The organism is Paenibacillus sp. J31TS4 (assembly GCF_018403265.1).
Taxonomy (GTDB): domain Bacteria; phylum Bacillota; class Bacilli; order Paenibacillales; family NBRC-103111; genus J31TS4.
This window is the reverse complement of the sequence record NZ_BOSI01000002.1, coordinates 707,101-730,942: the sequence shown is the minus strand read 5'-3', so window position 1 is coordinate 730,942 and position 23,842 is coordinate 707,101. Positions and strand designations below refer to the sequence as shown.

The following is a 23,842-nucleotide window of genomic DNA, read 5'->3' as shown; positions in this document are numbered from 1 at the left end:
TTTGTCTTAAAGGAAGCGGAAGACTTCCGTATCAACCGCGGACGCCTGCACGGCGGTATCGGTCTTGAGCTTTTGCAGCTCCTCGCTCAAATAGGCGGCGACGCCCGCCTTGAGTATCTTCTCGGCATTGTGGCCCGGATCGACGAGCGCCAGCCCCGCGGCCAGCGCATCCTGGGCCGTGTGGTAATCGATGTCGCCGGTTACGAGCACATCCGCGCCCGCGAACAGCGCATGCCGCACATAGCGGCCGCCCGAGCCGCCGAGCACGGCCACCTTGCGAATCTCGCGGTCCAGACTGCCTACTACTCGGACGAACGGCACGTCAAGAGCCTGTTTCACCTGCTCGGCAAAGGCGCCCAGCGAAGTCGTCTCCGCCAGCCGGCCAACGCGGCCGAGCCCGAAGGCACGCCCGGTTTGCTCAAGCGGATAGACGTCATAGGCGACTTCTTCGTATGGGTGAGCCTTCCGCATCGCCTGAATGACGCGCTTCTCGTCCCGCTCCGTCACAATCGTTTCGACGCGCACCTCGGCGGCCTTCTCCAGCTTGCCCTTCGTGCCGAGAAAAGGGTTCGTCCCTTCGCCCGGCAGGAACGTGCCGGTGCCAGGCAAGTTGAAGCTGCAATGGCTGTAGCCGCCGATCGCTCCCGCCCCTGCGCCGAACAAGGCGTCAAGCATCCGCTCATGATGCGTCTCGGGCACGAACACGACCAGCTTTTTGAGCTGCTCGCTGTGCAGCACCTCGAGTGGCTTGGTGTCCGCTAGGCCGAGAGCCGCACTCATCAGATCGTTCACCCCGCCTTCCGCCACGTCCAGGTTCGTGTGGGCGATATAGACGGCGATATCGTGCTTGATCAGCTTCTCGTACAGCCGTCCCGCAGGTGTATCGGTCTGCAGATGGGCAAGCGGCCGGTAAATGATCGCATGATGGGCGATGATCAAATCGACGCCTTCGCGGATTGCTTCCTCGGCGACCTCCTCGTTCACGTCAAGCGTGACGAGCACCTTGCGGATTTCCTTGTGCAGCGTTCCGAGCTGCAGGCCGATCTTGTCCCCCTCCACCGCATAGGATTTGGGGGCCAGCTTCTCCATCAGTTGGATGACGGTTTGTCCTTTGGCAAGCATGCCAGCACCTCCTTCAAAAATGCGCTGTCCGCCTCGAACGCGCGTCGGCGCTCCTTCGATTCCGGCAGGTCCGACTCCGCCAGCTGGCGGGCGATCTTGTCCAGCTTGTCCGCCTCGGCCGCCCACTTGTCCCGGAACACGGGAGCCGCCGCCTCCAGGAGATACGGGCCGAGCCGGTAGAGTGTCTCCTCGCCGAAGACCCGTCCATGGAGATGGCGTTGACGGAATAGGGCGGCGTTGAACAAGGCGGCATCCTCTCGCCGCTCGGCGGTCAAAATTTCATACCGTTTACCGTCCTCTTCGAGAATTTCTTCCCGCACCAGCGCCCAGTTCTCCTGGACGAGCCAGCGGCGCACGGCTTCCTCGCCGACGTTCGGCTGCAGCACCAGGCAGCGGACGCCGGCCAGCTTGGCCGCTCCTTCGCTCAAGATTTTGACGATCAAGTTGCCGCCCATGCCGGCAATCGTGATCGTATCCGCCTCTCCAGTGCTGAGCACCTCCAGACCGTCTCCGCGTCGGACCGCGATCCGGCCCTTGAGTCCCGCCTCCTTCACCTGCTGAAGGGCGGCCTGGTAAGGGCCCGGATTGACCTCCCCTGCGATCGCGGAAGCGATTCTGCCGGTCTGCGCCAGGTAGACGGGAAGCAGCGCATGGTCGGAGCCGATGTCCGCCAATCTTGCCCCTTGAGGGACCTGCCGGGCGATGGCCAGCAGTCTGTTCGATAATGTCACCATAGTTATGCAACCCATTCCGTCCATTTTTTTCGAAACGCGAAAAGCACGACGCCGGCCGCCGCCAGCTTGACGAGGAAGCTCGCCTGTACGATGCCGCCCCGCACCTCCGGAAGCAGCATGCCGAACAGCTCCGGCGCAAACCACAGCAGCACGCCGATAAAGAAGAGGACGCCGGCCGGCGCGCGGTTTTTGTGATGAAGGAGCCACCCGCTCCACAGCATGACCGCCGACGGCGGCAGCCAGGCCATCTGCGTCAGCGGCCAGTTGAAGGCGGGGATGTAGCGATACAGCAGCCAGCCGTAAACCAGCAGCAGGACGACCCAGCCGGCGAAATGAAACAGCCCGATGCCGGACATCAGTCCGAGCAGCATCCACCCTACCGCGCAAACGGCCGTAAAGCCCGCGACCACCCACGCAGACGCTCCCTGTGCCTGCAAATAATCCAGTCCCGCATAGAGCACGAGCAGCGCGCCGAGCCCGAAGCCGATGCGCGCCAGCACCGATTTGCGGGCGCGAAACCGGTAGCCAAATGCAAGGCCTATTGCACTGCCGGCCAGCAGGAGGATAGTTTGCATTGGCTGTGAAAAAGAGGTAAAATGAAACCCTAGGTAACAGATAATCCCAATTAAACCAATTATAGCGAACCAGCTGGTTCCCTTCATTCCGCGAAGCTCAGCCGGCGTCAAGCCGTGCCAGGATGCCGTCTTCTCCTCCGGCTCCGCCGCGTATAAATTGAGCAGGAAGTCGCAATAATGCTCCGGAAGCAGCTTGCTTCTCCGCCACTGCCGGATTTCTTGAATGAGATAGTCGCGTTTGTCCGGTTCCACGCCGTCGTTTCCCTCCCGTTTATGCCCTTATCCCATTTTTATCGGCCAGGACCCGGCTTGCCTGTAGTGCCGAAAAAAATGACCTTGCTGCAGGCAGAAGGTCATCCGTACATCTATTCAAGAAAGTCTTTCAAACGCTTGGAACGGCTGGGGTGCCGCAGCTTGCGCAGCGCCTTGGCTTCGATTTGCCGAATCCGCTCTCTGGTCACTCCGAATACCTTGCCTACTTCCTCCAAAGTCCGGGTGCGCCCGTCATCGAGGCCGAACCGCAGTCTGAGCACGTTCTCCTCTCGTTCTGTCAGCGTGTCGAGCACGTCCTCGAGCTGCTCCTTGAGAAGCTCGTAAGCGGCCGCGTCGGCCGGAGCGAGCGCCTCCTGATCCTCAATGAAGTCCCCAAGATGCGAATCGTCCTCTTCCCCGATCGGGGTCTCGAGGGAGACTGGCTCCTGTGCGATCTTCATAATCTCGCGGACCTTCTCTACGCTTAGGTCCATTTCCTTGGCGATCTCTTCGGGGCTCGGCTCCCGGCCCAGCTCCTGCAGCAGCTGACGCGACACGCGGATCAGCTTGTTGATCGTCTCGACCATGTGTACCGGAATCCGGATCGTTCTCGCCTGGTCCGCAATAGCGCGGGTAATGGCCTGCCGGATCCACCAGGTGGCGTAGGTGCTGAACTTGAAGCCCTTGGACTGGTCGAACTTCTCAACCGCCTTAATGAGGCCCATATTGCCTTCCTGAATAAGGTCAAGGAATAACATGCCCCGTCCGACGTAGCGCTTGGCGATGCTGACGACGAGCCGCAGGTTCGCTTCGGCGAGCCGGCGCTTCGCCTCCTCGTCTCCCTGCTCGATCCGCTTCGCAAGCTGCACTTCGTCCTCTGCCGACAAGAGCGGGACCCGTCCGATCTCCTTCAAGTACATGCGTACCGGGTCGTTGATCTTGATGCCAGGCGGCAGCGACAGGTCGTCGCTGAAGGAGAAATCCTCCTCGTTCTCCTGGTCGTCGCCGCCCCCCTGCATATCTTCCGACTCGTTGCCGACATCGATGCCCAGCTCGGACAGATGCTCGAAAAATTCGTCGATTTGCTCCGGGTCTTGGTCAAACGGAGACAACCGCTCCATGATCTCTTTGTATGTGAGCGAGGACCGCTTCTTCCCAATCTCGATAAGCTGCTCTTTCACCTGATCCAGGGTCAGCTCGGTTTCTAGCTCCGTATGGTGTTCATTCGCCATCGTGATTAACTCCCTCCTACCTAAATCTCCTCTAAAGGTAGAACCTGCAATGATTTCAGTTGCTTCTCCAGAAGGATAATCTCACTCGCCATCTGGGCCGCGCGCAGCACGTCGCCCGCCCGCTCCGCCCGGACCATCTCTTGTTTCTTGTCCCGGATCGCGTTTTGGTGAGGAACCTTCAGTATTTGCCGGATATAATCGTCGATCACTTCCGGATTGATAGCATGGATCGATTCTTTTACGGCGATGGAGCTTGCCAGCCGTTCCAGCTTCTCGTCCTGCAGCGAGGCCAGATAGCGGCTGACGTCGGCTTCGTTGCCCTGGCTGTAGTAAGCGTATAAATAAGCGGCCAGTGCAGCGTGCGTTTCTATATTAAACCGATCTCCCAACTTGCGGCTGACATAATCCGCAATCTCACGATCGTGCATCATGGCCGCAAGCAGCCGGACTTCCGCGTTATGATAGGCAGGATGGAGAACAGGAGCGGGAGCAGAGCCGTTTCTCGGATCAATTCCAATTCCATTATTCCACAGATTTTCGTTATTATCCCCGGTTTGCTGCTTTTTTAAAACATCCTGGCGGCTCATATTGAGCTGCTGCCTCAGCGAATCGGCGTATTGCGGAAATTCTGCGACCAGTTCCTTGAGATAATGCTCCCGTTCGATCGGGAGCGTGAGCTCGGCGATCATCTTTACCGCCGTATCCAGATAACGAAGCTTCTCGTCAACGTCCTTCAGGTTGAAATTGCGGCGGATGTAGACCAGCTTGAACTTGAGCGATGGCAGCGCATCGTCGAGCACCTCGCGCACGAAGCGCTCCCCGCCCCGCGAACGGATGTATTCGTCGGGATCGAGCCGGTCCGGGATAACGGCTACCTTGACATGGAGCCCGGCCTTCTCCAGGATCGGAATGCTCTTGAACGCAGCGGATTGCCCCGCATCGTCTCCGTCATAGCACACCGTGACGGTATTCGCCATCCGCTTGAGCGTGTGGGCATGCTCCTCCGTCAACGCCGTCCCCATCGTGGCCACCGCATTCTGTACGCCGGCTTCCCACACCTTGATGACGTCCATGAAGCCTTCCATCATCACGGCCTGTCCGCTCTTGCGAATATCGGCGCGCGCCCGATGCAGATTGAACAGCTGCCTGCTCTTGTTGAACAACGGCGTCTCGGGACTGTTCAAATATTTGGGCTGCATATCCCCGAGCGACCGTCCGGCAAATGCGATCGCCTGACCACGGTGGTTGTGGAGCGGGAACATGACCCGGTCCCGGAACCGGTCCATCTGCCCGCTCCCTTCCCGTACGGCGACCAGGCCTCCGCGCTCTACCAGCTCGGACGGAAACTTGCGGCTCGTCAGAAATTGAGAAAGCTTGTCGCGCATCGGGGGCGCGTAGCCGAGCTGGAACTGCTCGATCATCCGGTCTCCGACTCCGCGGGAACGGAGATAATCGAGCGCCGGCTTGCCCTGCTCCGTATTGAGAAGGACGTGGTGGTACCACTTGGCCGCCAGTTCATGAGCATCGATCATGACAGCTGCATCCTTCTGCTGTTGGGTCTTCTCCTCGGAAGCCGCTTCCCACGTGACAGGCATGCCGGCTTCTTCCGCCAGCGCCCGCACTGCCTCCACGAACGTATAGCCCTCAATTTCCATGAGAAATCCGATCACGTTGCCTCCGGCTTGGCAGCCGTAGCAGTGGTAGATCTGCTTCTCGGGCGTCACTGTGAAGGACGGCGTCTTTTCCGAATGGAACGGGCACAGCCCCTTCATGTAATGGCCCTGTTTGGTCAAATGAACATATTTCCCGACGATATCGACAATATCGTGGTGTTTGAGAACGGCCTGGATGACTTCCTCAGGAATACGTCCGTATGCCATACCGGTCACCTTCGTTTCGCTAACACGTAAATACTATTCGCTATTACTGCGTTTTTTCCTGCATTGCCCCCAAAACTTTTGTCAAAGAATGTAGAAATCGCGCGCGATCCTCGTCCGAGAACGGCTTCGGTCCCTTCGTGTGTTTGCCTGCGCGGCGCTTCTTGGCCTGCGCGTGGCGGGTATCGAGAAGAAAATCGATCGTCTCGTCCCGATACTCCTGGCCGCGGTTCGACAGCACGACCGCCCGCTTGGCAAGCCCGATGGTCGCGAGGCCGAAATCCTGGGTGACGAGCACGTCTCCCGGCTGCAGCCGGTTGGCAAGGAAAAGATCGGCTGACTGATCGGAAGGGTCGACCTGAAAAACCTCAACGCCCTCCTCCGGCACGAGCCGATGCGCATAGGAAGCGACCATCCATACCCCGATGCCGAATCGCCGGGCGGTCTGGATGATCTCTTGTTTGACGGGACACGCGTCGGCGTCCACAAGTATCTTCGGCGTCCGTCCCAGGCGGTCCGCCTCCTTCCTTCCGGCAGGCTGCCGTCTGGAATGTCTTAATATATATACGCTTAAGCGGACAAAATTCCTTCTTTTTACCCAAAAAAGCTACTTCCGGCTCCGCATGATGTCCTGAATCTGGCTCGCGGTCTCTTCGACGGCCTTGTTGGACACATCGATGACGACGCAGCCGAGTCGTTTCATAATCGTCTCCGAATAAGCGAGCTCCTGATTGATCCGGTTAACGTTGGCATAGCTGGCGTTATCGGCCAGGCCGAGCGCCCGCAGCCTTTCCTTGCGGATCATATTCAGCTTGTCCGGGCTGATCGTCAGGCCGATAATCTTGCTCCGCGCGACCGTAAACAGCTCGTCCGGCGCCTTGAGCTCAGGCACGAGAGGAACGTTGGCCACCTTGAATTTTTTGTTTGCCAGATACATCGACAGCGGCGTCTTGGACGTCCGCGAGACGCCGACGAGGACAATATCGGACTTGTGAATGCCCCGCGCGTCCTTCCCGTCGTCGTACTTGACGGCGAATTCGATCGCCTCCACCTTCCGGAAATAGTCCTCGTCCAGGTGATGGATCATTCCCGGCTGATGGCGGGCCGGTTGATGAAGCACATTCTCCAGGCTGCCGATAATAGGGCCGAGCAGATCGATCGTTACCACCTGATGGATCACGGTCTGCTCAAGCAGGTAATCCCGGAGCTCCGGAATGACGAGCGTGAAGACGATCACCCCGGCGGCCTGCTTGGCCGCCTTGACGATCATATCGATGCTCTGCCTATCGTTCACGTAAGTATGACGGCGAATCTCGATCTTGATGGGCGAGAACTGGACGATCGCCGCCTTTACGACGGACTCGGCGGTATCGCCGGCCGAGTCCGAGACGACGAAGACGGCCGGAGACCGCATGTTGTCGTTCATAGCATTGCCTCCTCTGCTTGTTTCCGCTCTAGGAAAGGTCTGCCGCTACCAGACCAGCTTGGAGAAGTCGGCAATCCGGTGCAGCTCGTTCGCCAGCCGGAGCAGCAGCGCAAGCCGGTTATGCCGGACGTCCTCGTTCTCGGCCATCACCATGACCCGCTCGAAGAAGACGGTAATCGGCTCCCTCCATTCCGTCAGGCTGGCAAGCGCCTGTGCCTCGTTTCCTGCGACGAAGGCAGACTCCGCCTTGCCCGCTCCAATGTGATAAGCCTGCCAAAGCTCTCCCTCCGCCGGGTCCTCGAACAGCGCTTCCCGCACCTCCTCCTCTCCCGCCTTCGCGGCGAGATTGGCGACCCGGTTGAACGATTCGACCGTCGCCTTGAAGTCGGGATGGCCGAGGAATGCGGTCACCGCTTCGGCCCGGCGGACAGTCGACGCGATATCGTCGAACCCCGCGGCCATTACCGCTTCAACGACATCGTAGCGCATGCCGCGCTCTGCGAGCAGATTTTTTACCCGCAGACCGAAGAAATCCATAAGCGTGTGGCGGATATCGTCCGCACCGCTCTTAAGGAGATTCGCTTGCCCGAGCACGTCGAGTGCGATACCGAACAGATCCGACAACTGGACCGGAAGCTGGTGGTCGAGCAGAATCTGCACGATGCCTGCGGCCTGCCGCCGCAGCGCATACGGATCCTGCGAGCCGGTCGGCACGATGCCGATGCCGATGCAGGCGGCTATCGTATCGATCTTGTCCGCCATGCTGACGAGCGCGCCGGTCAGCGAAGCCGGGGAGGCGTCTGCCGAGAAGCGGGGCTGGTAATGCTCGAAGATCGCATTCGCAACTGCCTCGCTTTCCCCGAATTTCCTCGCGTAGTCCTGACCCATCACACCCTGCAGCTCCGGAAATTCGTACACCATCTGGGTGACAAGGTCGAATTTGCAAATGGCCGCCGTCCGTTCCACCTGTCCGTGCAGCTCGGCATCCCCACCGACGAGATCAGCGAGGCGCGCGGCAACCGTCTTGACGCGCCGCACCTTGTCGGCGACCGTCCCCAGCTCTTCGTGGAACACGATGGTCTCGAGCCGCGACAGGTAGCCGTCAATAGAGCCCTTCTGGTCCTCCTCATAGAAGAACTTCGCGTCCGACAGCCGCGCTCGGAGCACCTTCTCGTTGCCTCGGGCTACCTGCTCCAGCGAATCGCGGTTGCCGTTGCGCACCGTTACAAAGAACGGCTGCAGCTTGCCTGCGTCGTCCAGTACCGGGAAATACCGCTGATGCTCGCGCATCGAAGTAATGAGCACTTCCTGCGGAATGGTGAGGAAGTCAGGATGGAACGAACCGTACAGCGCGGTCGGATACTCCACGAGGAAGACTACTTCCTCGAGCAGATCGTCGGCGATGGCGATGGTCCAGCCTTTCTCGTCCGACAGCTCGCGGAGCTGCTTCAGGATCAGCTCCTGCCGCTCTTCCGGATCCGCATAGACGTATTGCTCCCGAAGCCGGTCGACATAGAGTGCCGGCTCCGGCAGCTCGACCGGCGCACCGAGAAACCGGTGACCCTGGCTCTGCCGTCCCGCCTCGACGCCCGCTACGGTGAGCGAGACTACCTCCGTGCCGTAAAGGGCGACGAGCCAGCGGATCGGGCGGACGAATTTCATTTCCTGGGTACCCCAGCGCATATTCTTCGGAAACGTAAGAGAATGGATGATTCCTTCAAGTCCCTCCGTTAGAATAGACGAGGTCTCCTGGCCGGCGTTGTTCTTCTTGGCATGAACGTATTCGACACCCGCCAGCTCCTTGAAGAATAGATCCTCGGGCGCGACGCCCTGGCTGCGAGCGAAGCCGAGAGCAGCTTTGCTCCAGCCGCCTTCCGCATCGAGGGCGATCTTGCGGGACGGTCCCTTCACCTCGAGATCGAGGTCCTCCTGTTTCTCGGCGATATCCTTCACGAGCACCGCCAGGCGGCGAGGGGTCGCATAGCCGTGAACCGAGCCGAAGGCAATCCGGGAATCGGCCAGCCATTTCTCTGTCTTGTCGACGAGCTGGCGGACGGCATCGCGGACGAACCGGGCCGGCACTTCCTCCATTCCGATTTCCAGCAGCAGATCCTTAGCCATGGGACACCTCTCCTTTCTTAACCATAAGCGGGAAGCCGAGACGCTCTCTCTCCTCCAAATAAGCAGCGGCGCACTGACGAGCCAGATTGCGGACGCGCGTAATGTATCCCGTCCGCTCGGTTACGCTGATTGCACCCCGCGCATCCAGCAGATTGAACGTATGCGAGCACTTGAGCACGTAATCGTAGGCGGGGAACACCAGCTTCTGCTCCAGCGCCCGCTTGGCTTCCTCCTCGTACATGCCGAACAGGGTGAAGAGCATCCGTGCGTCCGAAACCTCGAACGTATACTTCGAATGCTCGAACTCCGGCTGGTGAAAGACGTCGCCGTAGGTGAACCCGTTCACCCATTCCAGATCGAACACGTTCTCCTTGTCCTGAATATAGGAAGCGAGCCGCTCGAGACCGTACGTAATCTCGACGGCCACCGGGCTTGCATCAATGCCTCCGACCTGCTGGAAGTAGGTGAACTGGGTGATCTCCATGCCGTCGAGCCATACTTCCCAGCCGAGTCCCCAGGCGCCGAGCGTCGGAGACTCCCAGTTGTCCTCGACGAAGCGGATATCATGCTGCAGCGGATCGATGCCGAGCCGCCGAAGGCTCTCCAGATACAGCTCTTGGATGTTGTCCGGGGACGGCTTCATGATGACCTGGAATTGATGGTGCTGGTACAGCCGGTTCGGGTTCTCACCGTAACGGCCGTCCGCGGGACGCCGGGACGGCTCTACATAAGCGACGTTCCACGGCTCCGGGCCGATGCTGCGCAAAAACGTCATCGGATTCATCGTGCCCGCACCTTTCTCGGTATCGTACGGCTGAACGATCAGGCAGTTTTGCTCCGACCAAAATTGCTGAAGCGTCAATATAATTTGCTGGAAATTCATGGACATGCCCCTCCTTGCTTCTATGTAAAATGAACAGGCGGCGGGACAACAAAAAATCCCGGTCCCTGTCCGGCATGCGGACATAGGGACGGGATCGTGCCCGCGGTTCCACCCTACTTGGCCGCACCTTGGGTTACCATGGCGGCCCACTTTTCACAGTGTTACGCTCCGGAGCGCCACTTCACCGGCTTGGAATCCCGGGCTCGCACCATCCCCGGTTCGCTTCGTTTCCGCTGGGCCGCTTACTCTTCTCCATCGCAGCGTTCCTATCGAATTGTCGAACAGAATTTCTTACAAAATGTTAGCAGACCCCTCGCGGAATGTCAATCACAAGCCGGCGCTATAGGTCGTATTTCTCCAATTGATCGAGAAACCCTCTCGCCTTCCAGCGGATATCGAGATGCCGGTCCATGAAGTCTCTCATCACGGCCTTGAGCCATGCCTTTGTCTCCGGCTTCACCTCGACATGGCCGAGCCGGCGCAGATCGGTCCGCTGAAACACGCGCAGCAGGCGAAGCACCGCTTCTGGCAACTGCTTCGCCTGCGGGTCGCGGAAGCGGCATGCCTTGCACAAAATCCCGCCCTGGGCACCGCTGAACGCAAACGGTCCTTCCGTCCGTCCACAGGAGACGCATTCGTCCAGCTGCGGCAAATAGCCCGACAGCGCAAGCAGCTTCATCTCCATAATGTGGTTAACGATCGCCGGATCCTTGCCTTCCTCCATGGCGGTGAGACCGGCATTGAGCTGCTCGAACATCCGCTCGTCCGGTTCTCCATCCGGCATGAGTCGGTCCATCATCTCGGCCAGATAGGAGGCGTGCGCCGCCTTATGCAGATCCTCGCGCAGTCCCCGGTGCGCCTCAATGATTTCTCCATGATTGAGGGAGGCGAGCGACTGCCCCTTGAACACGGCAAAATCGCCATGCGTAAACAGCTGCGCAATGGCGGTATGCCGGCTTTTGACCTTTTTGGCGCCGCGGACGATGACGCCTTGTTTGCCTGCCTGTTTTGTATAGAGGGTCAGGATCTTGTGTCCCTCCCCGTAATCCGTAGTCCGGATAACTATGCCTTCCCATCGGTATAGCATCGGCGGCATCCTCTCCCATCGATCCAGCCGAAGCCGCCTCGCCCGGCGGCCCATCCGTGCTGCTTGCTTGTCAGATTTCCATCTCCCAGCCGGGATTGGGTTCCTCTGCTGCGTCCTCTTCTTCCTCGCCTGCCCAATCGTCGGTCTCCCGGTAATGCATATACGCGTCGATCGTTCCGGTCCGTCTGAAATAGTCCCAAAAAAACTCCTTCATCAGCCAGCGCCTCCCAGAGAAAGATTGGATCCTTAACGGTTAGGATGGAACCGGAAGCCTCGCCGTATGCTATGCAATTGCTGGGAGCCGGTGGGCGGTTATGCGGCCGAGCCGCCGCCGTTAGTCGTGCCGGAATCCCAGGTCTTTGAGCGTCCGCTCCTGGTTGCGCCAATCCTTCTTAACCTTTACCCACAATTCGAGGAAGCATTTCGAGCCGAGCAGCGTCTCGATATCGGCGCGCGCTTTCTGGCCGACCTCCTTCAGGAGGGCTCCCTTCTTGCCGATGATAATGCCCTTTTGGGAATCGCGCTCCACGAAGATAACGGCCGAGATGCGCACGACGCCGTTCTCCTCTACGCGCATATCCTCGATCGCTACGGCAATCGAGTGGGGAACCTCCTCGCGCGTCAGGTGCAGAATCTTCTCCCGGATCAGCTCCGCGCATACGAATTGCTCGGGGTGGTCGGTTACCTGATCGGCCGGATAATACTGCGGTCCCTCGGGCAAATAGTTGGCCGTCTGCTCGAGCAGCGTTGTGACGTTGCTGCCGTTCAGCGCCGACACCGGAACGATCTGCGCGAAGTCGTACAATTCCTTGTACGATGCGATGATCGGCAGGAGCGCCTCGGGATGAACCTGGTCGATCTTGTTCAGCACAAGAATGACCGGCGTCTTGACCCTTTTGAGCCGTTCGATGATGAAGCGGTCGCCGCCGCCGAGCCCTTCGGCGACATCGACGAGGAAGAGGATCGCCTCTACCTCGTTCAGCGTACCCTCGGCCACTTTCATCATATAATCCCCAAGCTTGGACTGGGGCTTGTGAATCCCCGGCGTATCGAGGAAGACAATTTGATAGTCCTCGGTCGTATAGACGCCGTGAATTTTGTTGCGGGTGGTTTGGGGCTTGTCCGACATGATCGCGATCTTTTGGCCGATCACCTGGTTCATCAGCGTCGACTTGCCGACATTCGGGCGGCCGATAATCGCGACGAAGCCGGAGCGGAATGGGGGTTTGCTCATGCTGTTCCTCCGTTCATGGATAGGGTCCTCCGCCCGGGCGTCAAGCCCAGACGGGAAAATGCGGACAGCAGCACCGAGGTTCGGTCGGGAGCTGACCGATCCGTCCGAAGCTCGGTGCCGCTGTCCCCTGTTTACAGAATCGTATGAAGCCAATAAGCGAGTGCGGTCAGGATCGCGCCGAGCGCTGCGCCGAACAACAGCGTCGGGAGCGTCCGCGTCCGTCTGCGGAACAGCTGCGCCAGGAACAGCGCTGCCATACTGTAAGCGAGAAGAGCCGCCAGCGGCTCGGGCGTCAGCAGCGCGATCAAAGTCGCGAGCGAGAAGGCCGCCGCCGTCCACAGACTCGGCCGGAGCCGACGCTTCGCGCTGAATCTTGTGTCGGCGAGGACGAGCGTCACGAGAACAAGCGCGAGGTAGAGCCAGACGGCCGCCGCCGACAAGGCGGCCTCGCGCTTGACGCTTCCGGCGATGAGGCCGGCTACCGGCTCGTAGAACAGGATCGAGCCGACCGCCGCTGCAAAAAGAGCGGCGACCAGCACCGCCCCCGCCGCCACGTCCTTGGCGATCTTCGCCAAAGGGTGCCGGTCAGGCATCGCCAGGTCAACCGCTTTTTCTACCGCCGTATTGATCAGCTCGGTCACGATGACGAGCGTAATAGCCGCAAGCAGAAACAGAATCTCCAGCTTGCCGAGCCGGAGCCAGAGGGCGGACAGCAGAGCGACCAGCGATGCAGCGAAGTGGAACTTCATGTTCCGCTGCGTCGCTAACGCATGTTTGAGGCCCTCGTAGGCATACCGGAAGCTTCGGGACCAGCGGGGTGCGGGTTTCACCGGGTCAGCCCCGCCTCCTGAAGTACCTTTTCCTGTTTCTCCGTCATGCGCGCTTCGTCCTCTTCCGTCTGGTGGTCGTAACCGATCAGATGCAGGAAGCCATGGACGAAGAGGAAGCCGACTTCACGTTCGAACGAGTGGCCATACTCCTCCGCCTGCTCGATCGCTTTGGGGATCGAGATGACGATGTCCCCGATCTGTTCCTCGCCGAACCAGCCTTCCATGACGTCCTCGTCGTCGGAGATCGTCTCGAGATCTCCGTAGAGGATCTTCATCTCGTCGGCGCCTTCTTCCCGCATCGGGAACGAAAGCACGTCGGTCGGCTTGTCCATTCCGCGGTAATTGCGGTTCAGTTCCTGGATCTGGTCGTTATTCACGAAGGTGAGCGTCACCTCGCCGAGCTCGATCTGCTCCTCCCTGCCCGCAATCTGCAGCAGCTGCTGCAGCTGGTTGATCAAGGTGTCGCTTATCTCGCGCGCTTCCTGCTCATTGGTCCATTCCAGTACAAGTGCCATGGTCACGCCTTCCCTTCTTCTTTGGATTTGGTGGACAGCTCCTGCGGATATTCGATACGGGCATGGAAGATGCCCATCAGCGTCTCCTTGAGCGCCTTGGCGATCGTATCCAGCTCGCGGATCGTCAGGTCGCATTCGTTGAACTGCCCGTCGTCGAGCCGATCCTTGATGATCTTGTGTACCATCGAGTCGATCTGCTCGATCGTCGGATGGCGGAGCGAACGGACGGCCGCCTCCACGCAGTCGGCGATGCCGACGATGGCCGCTTCCTTGGACTGCGCCTTCGGCCCGGGATACCGGTACTCTTCCTCGGTCGGCGGCTCCAGCCCTTTCTCCTCGGCCTGTTTGACGGCCTTGTAATAAAAGTATTTGAGCAGCGTCGTGCCGTGATGCTGTTCCGCAATGTCGCGGATCGGCTTGGGAATCTTCTGCTCGCTCAGCATCTCGACACCGTCCCTCGGATGGGCGGTAATGATCGCCTTGCTCAGGTCGGGCTCGATCTGGTCGTGCGGATTGTCCATCTGCATCTGGTTCTCGATGAAATAAACAGGCCGCTTCGTCTTGCCCACGTCATGGTAATAGGCACCGACCCGGCACAGCAGGCCGTTCGCGCCTACCGACTCGGCGGCGGCTTCCGCCAAATTGCCGACCATCACGCTGTGGTGATAGGTGCCCGGCGCCTCTGTCAGAAGCTTGCGCAGCAGAGGCAGATTCGGGTGCGACAGCTCGACGAGCTTGAGCGGCGAGAGAATGCCGAACAGCATTTCGAAGAACGGCAGCAGTCCGATGACGAGTACCGCGGTGACGAGGCCGCCCGCCGCGGAGAAAGCAAAGGCAAACGACAGCTGCTTGAGCGTCCACTCGCTGTCGAGGAGCGACAGCGCCAGCACGGCCACGCAGCCGAGCAGCGAAATCATGATGCCCGCGCGCAGAATGGTCGTCCGCTGGCTAGCCTTGTGGACGGAGAAAATCGCCGCGAAGCAGACGACGAGCGAGACGAGCATATAGCGGTAATCGAACACCCGCTCCGCGTCCAGGTTGAAGACGATACCCGCCAGCAGACTGAACAGCACGGCGGTAATGAACGCGAACTGGGCGTCCAGCAGAATGAGAGCGAGCACGCTCCCAAGCGCGAACGGAGCCAGGAACCCGATGAACGGATATTCCAGATTCTGTCCGAGCGACACGATTCGGAGGCCGAGAAGGGCCATCACGTAGATCAGCATAAGCATGCCGAGCTGGATATTGTTGCTCTGCAGCGGCAGCTTGCTCTGCCGCACGAACTGATGGAGCACCAGCACGAGCAGCGCCACGAGCAGCATTAAGCCGGCATGATGGCGGTAATCGGTCTCATCCTTGAGCAGATTGAGCTTATCCAGCCGCTGATAGATCTCCTCGGTGACGACCTCGCCCTTGTTAACGAGCACGTCGTTCTTGTTGATCAGAACCGGCTTGGTGTTCTCCCGCGCCTGCACGCGCGCCTCTTCGGTCGCCTTGGCGTCGAGAAATTTGTTGGGGGTGATGGCGAATCGTGCCAGTTCCTGCACCATTTCCCGGGAAGTATTCTTGGCCAGATTGGAGGAGTTAACGAGCTCGGTCACTCTCGTGCGGACGTTCTGGGCGTCTGTGATCGGGTCGTTCATCAGCTTGTTCACGATCTCCAGCGTAACCGGCTCCATCGCCGCAAGGTCTTCCTTGGTCAGGCGGGGAAGCTTGTAGAAGCTCTCCTCGGCCATCTTGTACTGCTGCTCCTGGAGCTGCTTCTTCATCTCCGCCAGCAAATTGTCGTTGTACTTCCCGGAGAGCTGCGCGACCGCGCGGTCCACGTGGTCATTATACTCGGACGGGAATAAATTCCGGTACAGATTCGCCTTGATCTCGACGGTCATCTCCTGGTCGGCGTTGTTCATCTCGAGCTTGTCGAACAGCAGCTCGACCAGCTGGTCGTTGCGGACCGAGACGGTCCGGTAAACCGGCTGCACCCGGGCCGCCGCCTCTTCCTTGGCCTTCTCCGTGGCGATCTCGTTCGGGATTTGCCAGGGAGCGACGATCGTCTTCTCGCTAACCGTGTTGGGCCGGATATCGTACGTTTGCGGAACCACCTTGCCGAGCAGGGAGGCATAGAGAATCAAAGCCAATGCGACGAACAGGAAGAACCTGACCAGCCCGCTGGTCCTCCAGCCGGTCTGTCGGGAGGCGGTGTTTGGTTTTAGGGACGCGTTTCCGAACATGGACCTCAGTCCTCTCTATCCATGCTTTTCCTGTTCGAGGTTGTAGGCGGTGATGATCTTCTGCACAAGGGAATGGCGGACGACATCTTGTTCCGAAAAATAAATAAAGCCGATCTCTTCGATTCCGCGGAGAATCCGCTCCGCTTCGACCAGGCCCGAATGCTTGCCGCGCGGCAGGTCGATCTGCGTCACATCTCCGGTTATCACCATCTTCGAGCCGAAGCCAAGACGCGTCAGGAACATCTTCATCTGCTCGGGGGTGGTGTTCTGGGCTTCGTCCAGAATTATGAACGAATCGTCCAGCGTACGGCCCCTCATATAAGCAAGGGGAGCGATCTCAATCAGTCCCCGTTCCAGCGATTTGGCCACCTGCTCGGGTCCGAGCACGTCGTTAAGTGCATCATACAATGGCCTCAAATAAGGGTCAACCTTTTCCTGGAGGTCCCCCGGAAGGAAGCCGAGGCTCTCGCCCGCCTCAACAGCGGGCCGCGTGAGGATAATCCGCTTGACGCGCCCTTCCTTGAGGGCGGTTACCGCCAGCACGACGGCCAGGTAGGTCTTGCCCGTGCCGGCAGGGCCTATGCCGAAGACGATATCCGACTTGCGGATCCGGTTCACATACTGCTTCTGACCGATTGTCTTGATCCGGATCGGCTTGCCGCGGTGCGTCGTCGCCACTTCCCCCTTGAACAGGTCCAGCAGCTGCTCGACCATGTTCTGCTTGGCCAATTCAAGCGCGTAGGTAACATCCCGCTCCGACAAGACATAGTTATTGCGAATCAGTTCAAGGAGCACCGCGAACAGCCGCCCCAGCCGGTCGGCCTCCTCCGCCTCGCCTTGAATGACCAGCTCCTCCTCGCGGGAAAACAGCTTGGCCCCGGTCTGCGCTTCGATCAGCTGCAGAAACTTATCTTGTGGTCCGAACAATGCCAGACCTTCTGCCGTGTTCTTAAGTGGAATTTTGACAATGCGTTCGCGTTCGGTCAACAGGCCTCAGTCTCCTTGGTTTATCAATATCGTTAGTATACGTAAGATATTAGCGCAGAATCCGCAAAAAAGAAAGCGAGACCCCGGGGCTTCTCCCCGCCGGTCCCGCCTGTTCGGCCTCGTCTTGCGTGCCGGCTTGCCCTTCGCAGGTCTGCCCGGTCTGGCTGAGAAGCTCAGGCTCCCGGCCGGATCGAGCCTCTCGTCTTGCGTGCAAGCTTGCCCTTCGCTGGGATGCCCCGTCAGGCCCTAAGAAGTCTGGAATTCCGATGGTTAGGCCCAGCCTTGTCCTGCTCGGAATAGATCGTCCCTCAATCAGGGAGAAGCGAGCAGCTGCTCTGTGTCGATCCGCTCCTCCACCTCGAAATGGACGGTCAGCAGCAGCTTGCCGTTCTCCTCGCGCTGCGACAGAATCTTCTCTCCCGTAATCCTTGCCTCTTCCCCCGCTCCGGCAAGCACATCGGCGCGGCCCCTCTCGAGACCGGCAGCTAGCGCTTCCTCCGGGCGGATTGCCAGCTCCGATTCCTTGACCTCCTTGACCTCCTCGGTCAGCCAGCCGACGGGCAGCACATAATTCCGCCAGTGTAACGTCTTGCGGTCCGGAATGGTCTCACTTCGGGAGTAGTCCTCTTTCCCGTAGCCGGTGATCTGAAGCGCCCGGGAGCCGAACACGAGATAGAACCGCTTGTACTGCTCGCCGGTATACGTTTTGAGCGTGCGGGAGAGCGGCACCTCGATGTCGCTCGTGTACCAGACGAGCCCCTTGACCTTGCCCGAGGCGGCTACCAGCTGCTGGTTCCCCCCTTCGGCGCCGATCAAGCCCGACACGAGCACGTCCCCCTGGCGGACATACGAATGGGGTTGAACGAGCGGCTTCCCCTTGTCCGCCAGAATCTCGGTAATGATCGCGTTTTTGGAAGCGATCAGATGGCGCGGTCCCGTCAGCTGGCGCGGATCGGGCCGCGTGGATTCCACAACGCGGATGTGTACATGCGTCCCCTCCACCTCGACGCCGACCCAGGCCGCGTCGGGCAGGCGGCGGTGAAGCTCCGACGCCATCTTGTCGGGGTCCTGCAGCCGGAATTTCCACTGCAGCCGGTAGATGCCGATTTCCCCGGCCTTGTCCAGGACGACGTCCTCTCCCAGCTTCTCGAGGCCCAACACTTCCACCTTCCAGACGACCGACGTCAGTAGAAATAGCCCCAGTAGAAAACCCAGCAGCCCAATAGCGAACGTCTTGCGCTTGCCGATCTTCACGAGCAGGAACGGAAAGCCCGCTCGCTCCATGACATGCACCCGGCAGCCTGTCCGTTTCAAAAGCGGCCGCAAGCGAAAAAAATCGCTCACAGGCATCGAAGCCCGGGCCGATTCCGCTCCGGTCATCCGGACATCCCACAGGGTAAACCGCTCCGCCACCGCGAGATTGAGCAGCTGCTCAATTCCGGTGCCCCGAAACGCCACGGTCACATATCCTCTCAGCCTCATCAATCCATTCGGTCGCACGCCTGACACCTCTTTTTTTACTCGTTATGGAGGAGCTGGATTCCCGCAATCACGCCTTCAATGAAGACTTCGTCCGGCAGAATCGCGCGCATGACCAGGTCCCGGCCCCGCACCTCGAGCTCTCCCTTGCTCAGCGACAGCCGCAGCAGCTCGCTCGTGAATTGCAGCACGCCGCGGTGATTTTCGATATACAGCTGCCGGTCGCCGATCATCGTCAGCCTTGGCAGGTCGAGGGTTACATCCTGGGGCACATCGAGCATTTTCGCTGTGAGTGAATGAAGTCGTTTTTTGAGGCGGCCCATGCTTCCCTCATCCCCTCCCGGACAGATGGCTTTTTACCACTTTATGCACAGAGCCCGGCAGATATGAAGAGAACCCAGGATAGGAAAGGGACAAGCGCAAAAAACTCCCGCCAGCGTCTGCCTGGCGGGAGTGAAGCGGAAGCGAACGTTATTGGAGAAAGAGTTAGGGACGAAGGCTAAGACGAAGGAGCTTGTCGTCTCCGCTGGCCGGCGTTCCCCGCCCGTCCCGGTTGTTCGTCAGAATGTACAGCGAGCCGTCCGGGCCTTCCGTTACGCTGCGTAGACGGCCGTAGACGCCCTGGAGCCATAGCTCGGCCGCCGCTACCCGGTCAGACTGCGGGCCTTCCAGCCGGACGCTCATCAGCTGCTGGCCGCGCAGCTGGGCGATAACCAGTCGGCCGGCCCACGGCCCACGGGTGACAAAGGTCATGCCGGATGGCGCCCATGTCTCCTTGCCGCTGTGCAGAAGAGGCGGTCGCAGCGGCGTCCCTCCCTTCTCACCGGTTTTGTCGCCCTCGATGAGCGGCCAGCCGTAATTGGCTCCCGGCTCGATCCGGTTCAGCTCGTCATGAGCGGACTGGCCGTGCTCCGAGCTGAAAAGCGCTCCGGTGCCCGGCTGCCAGGCGAGGCCCTGGGGGTTGCGATGCCCCCAAGAATAGACCGGCGACCCGGGGAACGGGTTGTCCGCCGGAATGGCGCCGTCCGGCTGCAGCCGCAGCAGCTTGCCCCCAAGGCTTGCCCGGTCTTGGGCCAACTCGGGCTCGTAGCGCTCTCCTGTCGTGACGTACAGCATGCCGTCCGGGCCGAACCGGATCCGTCCGCCGTTATGGTTCGTATCTCCGGGGATATTCTTGATCAGCACCCGATCGAGGACGATGCCTCCGGCTGTTTCCTTGAGCCGGAGCACTCGGTTCTGGACCTGCCCGTCCTCGCCATAGCTGTGGTAGACATACATATACCTGTTGTCGGCAAACCGGGGATCGAGGGCGAGGCCGAGCAGCCCGCCTTCCCCCCGGCTGAGGAACGGATCGGTGAACTTGAAGACCGGCTCGGCCTCCAGGACGCCGTTCTTCATCACCCGGATCTGTCCGGGCCGCTCCGTCAGGAACGCCCGCCCGTCCGGCGCGAATACCAGTTCCCAAGGGACGTTCAGCCCTTCCGCCGCTACCTCGACCGTGTAGGGGAACGCCGACGGATTGCCCGCATGCGGCGCCGTGTTCGCGGAAGGAGCGGCCGACGGAGCAGCCGTCTTCCCGCGCTCTTGCGCTGGGGGAGAAGAGGACGGCGGAGATGCCGCCTCCTCCGAGCAGCCAGCGAGCAGCGCTAGACCAAGAGCGGGTGCCAGCCAGACGGCAGACAGCGGGAGGCCGCCCCTTCGTCTGGCTCCCTCCGCCTGGGGAACGCCCATCCACTGTACCGTTTGCGGCTTGGTTACTTTTCCGGAAGCGGAAAGCCGGCGCAGCCTGTTCGGGCAAAGAGAATTCCTCGCGTCCTCCCGGTTAGGTTCCACTTGATTACTCATCCGCTTTCCTCCTCTTTCTTGCCATCCACACACGGCCCTTTGCGTATCATGCCAAGTCCCACAAGGGCTTTTCCAGGCATTGCGTGCCCCCCATAAGCCCACTGTTCGCTCTGGTACTTTGGTTGCATCTAGAAAATGCAGCCGCTACCGGTTCCGGTGCGTTGCGTGCTCTTGCGAAAGCCACATCCTAGCTGTTCCGGTGCGTAACGTGCTCTTGCAAGAGGCCACCCCGATCGTTCTAACCCTTGCCGCTCTCTTGCAAGGATCGGTCGTCCCTCTGCGCCGCCCCGCCTCCCGGCCCAGCGCAAAGACCCCTTCCGGATAACCCGGAAGGGGCTGCTTGCTCAGCGCCGATGCGGCCGTCGCGCGCGCGGCGGCCCGAGCACCTCGGCCCACATGAGGCCGCGGCGGGCATCTTCGGCCGACGGCACCGGCCGGTCGCCGGAGAACGGCGCCTCCGGCGCGGCGCCGAGCGGCCGCTGCCGGGCGTGGTCCGACCCGGCTGCCGCGGCGGGCCGGGGGCGCGCCGGGGCGGCCGGGCGGCTGCCCTCTGCCGGCATAGCTCCGGCAGCGCGGCGCTCCTCCTCGGCCCAGCTCCGGCCGGACAGCTCGCTCCAGCGGCCGTCGTCCGCCGGCTCCGGGCGCTCGGCCGCAGCGGGCCGCTCGGCGTGAGCGGGCCGGTCCGTGCCGGAATCGCCGGCGGCGCGGCGGGCTTCGCCTTGCGGAGCAGCCTGCCGCGGTGCATCGCCGCGACGGGCGAGCGTCCGGCCGGGCCCCTGCCCGAACGGCGGCATGCTGCTCGGCGGCCGGCCCGGACGGCCTTTGCCTTGTTGTTCGTCCTTCCTCGGCTTCAGCATGGAGAACAGGACGAACACGATGAACAACAGATAGTAGTGGCGCAGCAAAAACTCGATTATGGCCATCGCTTAAGTCCCTCCGTTTCGACCGGAAGGCCGGCGGTTATTCGTGACCCGACTTGTTGTCGTCGGGAGCCTTGCCGAACGAATTGCGCATCTGCGTATCGGCATTCAGGTTCTGCATGTTCAAGTAATCCATGACTCCGAGCTTGCCCTCGCGCAGAGCTTCGGACATGGCAAGCGGTACTTGGGATTCGGATTCGACCACCTTGGCCTTCATCTCGACGACGCGCGCCTTCATCTCCTGCTCCTGGGCGACCGCCATCGCGCGGCGCTCCTCGGCCTTCGCCTGGGCGATCCGCTTGTCGGCTTCGGCCTGCTCGGTCTGCAGATGCGCTCCGATGTTCTTGCCTACATCCACGTCCGCGATGTCGATCGACAGAATCTCGAATGCGGTCCCTGCGTCCAGTCCTTTGCCGAGAACGGTACGGGAGATCAGGTCCGGATTCTCAAGAACGTCCTTGTGGGAATTCGAGGAACCGACAGTAGTAACGATGCCTTCGCCGACACGGGCGATGATCGTTTCCTCGCCGGCGCCGCCGACGAGCCTCTCGATATTGGCCCGCACGGTAACCCGCGCCTTGACCTTCACTTCGATACCGTCCTTGGCGACGGCGGCGACGACCGGCGTCTCGATGACGCGCGGGTTAACGCTCATCTGGACGGCCTGCAGAACGTCCCGGCCAGCCAAGTCGATGGCGGCGGAGCGCTCAAAGCTGAGCGGGATGTTCGCCCGCTGGGCGGCGATGAGCGCGTTGACGACGCGGTCAACGTTGCCCCCTGCCAGGTAATGGCTCTCAAGCTGGTTGATCGTCAGCCCGAGACCGGCTTTGGTCGCCTTGATGAGCGGGTTGACGATCCGGCTCGGGGTAACCCGCCGCAGCCGCATGGCGACGAGGGTGAAGATGCCTACCCGCACGCCCGAGGCGAGCGCCGAGATCCAGAGCATCACCGGGAAGAAACTGAAAAAGACAGACAGCGCAATAATAATCAGCACGACAATCAAAAGCGTAAAAATAGTCGGATCCATAGCGTCCCTCCGAAATCATAGTCTTAAGTCATTCCGTTCCTGCTTGGAGGAGCGGTCCCGCCGTCAGGCCGGCCCCCGCTCCTCCGAATCGAGCTTCTTCACGACGACGCGCGTGCCGTCCACGAGCACGACCTGCACCTGGCTGCCCGCCGTGATGAATTCCCCGCCGGTGACGACGTCCACCCGCTCCTCGCCGATCATGGCCGAGCCCGACGGACGAAGCGAAGTAGCGGCAGTCCCCGTCTGCCAGAGCAGATAGTCGCGGGACGAGGAGGAGCTGTAGCCGCTTTCGGCGGTAAGCGCATCCTTCAGGATGAATTTGTTCCAGACGCCTTTATGCTTGAAAATACGCAGCACGATCACGATGACGACGAGCGCCAGCAGCGCTGCAATTCCCAGAGAACGGAAGGCGTCCCCCGTATCGTAGGCAGCCAGCACGACTCCGCTCACGAGTGAGACGGAACCGGCCAAAGCCAGTATTCCGAAGCCCGGCAGGAAGATCTCGAGTAGGAGAAGCACCAGGCCCAGTACGAACAGGACGATCTCCTCCACACCCGCGAAGCCGGCAATATAATGCCCGAAGAAATAGAGCCCGAAGCCCAAGGTGCCCAGGATTCCCGGAAGGCCGAAGCCCGGGACGAACAGCTCGATCGCGACGCCGGCGATCCCGACGAGCAGAAGCAGAGTGCGGACGAGAGGCGACGTCAGCCATTTGGCCGCCTTCTCGGCGGCGGTGAGCTCCACGTGCAGCAGCGTAAGCCCCGGCTTGCCCGCTGCCTGCAGTACGTCGTCCAGCGTAGCCCCTATTTTCTCCGAGTAGCCGACCTTGACCGCCTCCTCGGCGGTGAGCGACAGAATCTCTCCTTGCGCCTTGGTCCGGTTCAGCTGGGGCAGCTGCACCGTAAATGCCGGGTCGACCATCGCCTGCGCGATGTCGGCATTGCGCCCTCTCATTTCGGCTGCGGCCCGCACGAGGCTAACCCAGTACGAGACCTGCTTCGGATTGTCTACGAGCTTGCCCGTGCTATCCACCATGGCGGCGGCTCCGATCGAGCTGCCTGGCTCCATGACGATCCGCTCCGCGTTCATGGCGATATAGGTGCCGGCCGAGGCGGCCCGCCCGTGCACGAAGGCTATGGTCGGAATGCTGCTTTCGCGAATCAGCTTGCCGATGCCCAGTGCCGAGTCCAGTTCCCCGCCCAGCGTGTCGATATCCAGAATCACAAGCGCGGCTCTCGCTTCCTCGGCCTCACGGAATCCCCTCTCCAGGAAGCTCTGCAGCCCGCTCTCCACCGTCTGGTGTACCGGCAAGACGACTGCCGTATTGCCGGGTTCATACGCCTTCTTGCTTTCGGCCCGCGCCTGCGCGGCGGGCAGGACGGCCGACAACAGCAGCACGGCCATCAGCAGGAAGCGTACCCAACGGGTTCTTATCATATGTATCCGCTCCTCCTTTCCCGCATAC

The 23,842-nt window shown here is 60.7% G+C and carries 22 protein-coding genes; all 22 read right to left on the bottom strand.

Annotated features, from left to right (window positions below; translation table 11 throughout):
* Positions 1 to 6 precede the first annotated feature (6 nt).
* The gene (locus tag KJS47_RS14070; protein WP_213525658.1) at positions 7 to 1,122 is read right to left on the bottom strand and encodes a Nif3-like dinuclear metal center hexameric protein; all 1,116 of its coding nucleotides are present in this window, start codon (positions 1,120 to 1,122) and stop codon (positions 7 to 9) included.
* Positions 1,089 to 1,856 (bottom strand): tRNA (adenine(22)-N(1))-methyltransferase, encoded by a 768-nt coding sequence (locus tag KJS47_RS14065; RefSeq protein WP_213525657.1) that lies wholly within the window; start codon positions 1,854 to 1,856, stop codon positions 1,089 to 1,091. Before KJS47_RS14065 ends, KJS47_RS14070 begins: the two co-directional genes overlap by 34 nt.
* 2 nt (positions 1,857 to 1,858) lie before the next feature.
* On the bottom strand, positions 1,859 to 2,683 hold the full coding sequence (locus KJS47_RS14060; protein ID WP_213525656.1) for a hypothetical protein: 825 nt from the start codon (positions 2,681 to 2,683) through the stop codon (positions 1,859 to 1,861).
* A 113-nt stretch (positions 2,684 to 2,796) separates the two neighbouring features.
* The gene (gene rpoD, locus KJS47_RS14055; protein ID WP_213525655.1) at positions 2,797 to 3,915 is read right to left on the bottom strand and encodes an RNA polymerase sigma factor RpoD; all 1,119 of its coding nucleotides are present in this window, start codon (positions 3,913 to 3,915) and stop codon (positions 2,797 to 2,799) included.
* A 20-nt stretch (positions 3,916 to 3,935) separates the two neighbouring features.
* Positions 3,936 to 5,795 (bottom strand): DNA primase, encoded by a 1,860-nt coding sequence (gene dnaG / locus KJS47_RS14050; protein WP_213525654.1) that lies wholly within the window; start codon positions 5,793 to 5,795, stop codon positions 3,936 to 3,938.
* Between the two features lie 43 nt (positions 5,796 to 5,838).
* Positions 5,839 to 6,279, bottom strand: coding sequence for a YaiI/YqxD family protein (locus tag KJS47_RS14045; protein ID WP_213525653.1), 441 nt, complete (start codon positions 6,277 to 6,279; stop codon positions 5,839 to 5,841).
* A gap of 120 nt (positions 6,280 to 6,399) precedes the next feature.
* Positions 6,400 to 7,218, bottom strand: a complete 819-nt coding sequence (locus KJS47_RS14040) for a pyruvate, water dikinase regulatory protein (RefSeq protein WP_213525652.1) — start codon at positions 7,216 to 7,218, stop codon at positions 6,400 to 6,402.
* A gap of 45 nt (positions 7,219 to 7,263) precedes the next feature.
* On the bottom strand, positions 7,264 to 9,339 hold the full coding sequence (gene glyS, locus KJS47_RS14035) for a glycine--tRNA ligase subunit beta (protein WP_213525651.1): 2,076 nt from the start codon (positions 9,337 to 9,339) through the stop codon (positions 7,264 to 7,266).
* Positions 9,332 to 10,222, bottom strand: a complete 891-nt coding sequence (gene glyQ / locus KJS47_RS14030; protein WP_213525650.1) for a glycine--tRNA ligase subunit alpha — start codon at positions 10,220 to 10,222, stop codon at positions 9,332 to 9,334. Before glyQ ends, glyS begins: the two co-directional genes overlap by 8 nt.
* Positions 10,223 to 10,562: 340 nt before the next feature.
* Entirely contained in the window at positions 10,563 to 11,309 is a 747-nt protein-coding gene (gene recO, locus KJS47_RS14025; RefSeq protein WP_213525649.1) for a DNA repair protein RecO, read from the bottom strand.
* Positions 11,310 to 11,379: 70 nt separating this feature from the next.
* Positions 11,380 to 11,523 carry a YqzL family protein gene (locus KJS47_RS14020; RefSeq protein ID WP_213525648.1) on the bottom strand — a complete coding sequence of 48 codons (144 nt, stop codon included), beginning with the start codon at positions 11,521 to 11,523 and terminating at the stop codon, positions 11,380 to 11,382.
* 120 nt (positions 11,524 to 11,643) lie between these two features.
* Positions 11,644 to 12,543: a GTPase Era gene (gene era / locus KJS47_RS14015; protein WP_213525647.1), complete on the bottom strand. Its 900-nt coding sequence runs from the start codon at positions 12,541 to 12,543 to the stop codon at positions 11,644 to 11,646.
* 131 nt (positions 12,544 to 12,674) lie between these two features.
* Entirely contained in the window at positions 12,675 to 13,373 is a 699-nt protein-coding gene (locus tag KJS47_RS14010) for a diacylglycerol kinase (RefSeq protein ID WP_213525646.1), read from the bottom strand.
* Complete coding sequence (gene ybeY / locus KJS47_RS14005; RefSeq protein WP_213525645.1) at positions 13,370 to 13,888, bottom strand: rRNA maturation RNase YbeY; 519 nt, start codon at positions 13,886 to 13,888, stop codon at positions 13,370 to 13,372. The genes KJS47_RS14010 and ybeY overlap by 4 nt, the downstream gene beginning before the upstream one ends.
* 2 nt (positions 13,889 to 13,890) lie before the next feature.
* Complete coding sequence (locus KJS47_RS14000; protein ID WP_213525644.1) at positions 13,891 to 16,119, bottom strand: HD family phosphohydrolase; 2,229 nt, start codon at positions 16,117 to 16,119, stop codon at positions 13,891 to 13,893.
* 15 nt (positions 16,120 to 16,134) lie between these two features.
* A complete protein-coding gene (locus tag KJS47_RS13995; RefSeq protein ID WP_213525643.1) occupies positions 16,135 to 17,106 on the bottom strand; it encodes a PhoH family protein in 972 nt (323 codons plus the stop codon).
* Between the two features lie 312 nt (positions 17,107 to 17,418).
* Complete coding sequence (gene yqfD / locus KJS47_RS13990) at positions 17,419 to 18,606, bottom strand: sporulation protein YqfD (protein ID WP_249716376.1); 1,188 nt, start codon at positions 18,604 to 18,606, stop codon at positions 17,419 to 17,421.
* Between the two features lie 17 nt (positions 18,607 to 18,623).
* Entirely contained in the window at positions 18,624 to 18,908 is a 285-nt protein-coding gene (gene yqfC, locus KJS47_RS13985; protein ID WP_213525642.1) for a sporulation protein YqfC, read from the bottom strand.
* Between the two features lie 163 nt (positions 18,909 to 19,071).
* Positions 19,072 to 20,430: a PQQ-dependent sugar dehydrogenase gene (locus KJS47_RS13980; RefSeq protein ID WP_249716375.1), complete on the bottom strand. Its 1,359-nt coding sequence runs from the start codon at positions 20,428 to 20,430 to the stop codon at positions 19,072 to 19,074.
* Positions 20,431 to 20,774: 344 nt separating this feature from the next.
* Positions 20,775 to 21,353 carry a hypothetical protein gene (locus tag KJS47_RS13975; RefSeq protein WP_213525641.1) on the bottom strand — a complete coding sequence of 193 codons (579 nt, stop codon included), beginning with the start codon at positions 21,351 to 21,353 and terminating at the stop codon, positions 20,775 to 20,777.
* Between the two features lie 37 nt (positions 21,354 to 21,390).
* Positions 21,391 to 22,377, bottom strand: coding sequence for a flotillin-like protein FloA (gene floA / locus KJS47_RS13970; RefSeq protein ID WP_213525640.1), 987 nt, complete (start codon positions 22,375 to 22,377; stop codon positions 21,391 to 21,393).
* 63 nt (positions 22,378 to 22,440) lie between these two features.
* Positions 22,441 to 23,814 carry an NfeD family protein gene (locus KJS47_RS13965; RefSeq protein ID WP_213525639.1) on the bottom strand — a complete coding sequence of 458 codons (1,374 nt, stop codon included), beginning with the start codon at positions 23,812 to 23,814 and terminating at the stop codon, positions 22,441 to 22,443.
* Between the last annotated feature and the right edge of the window lie 28 nt (positions 23,815 to 23,842).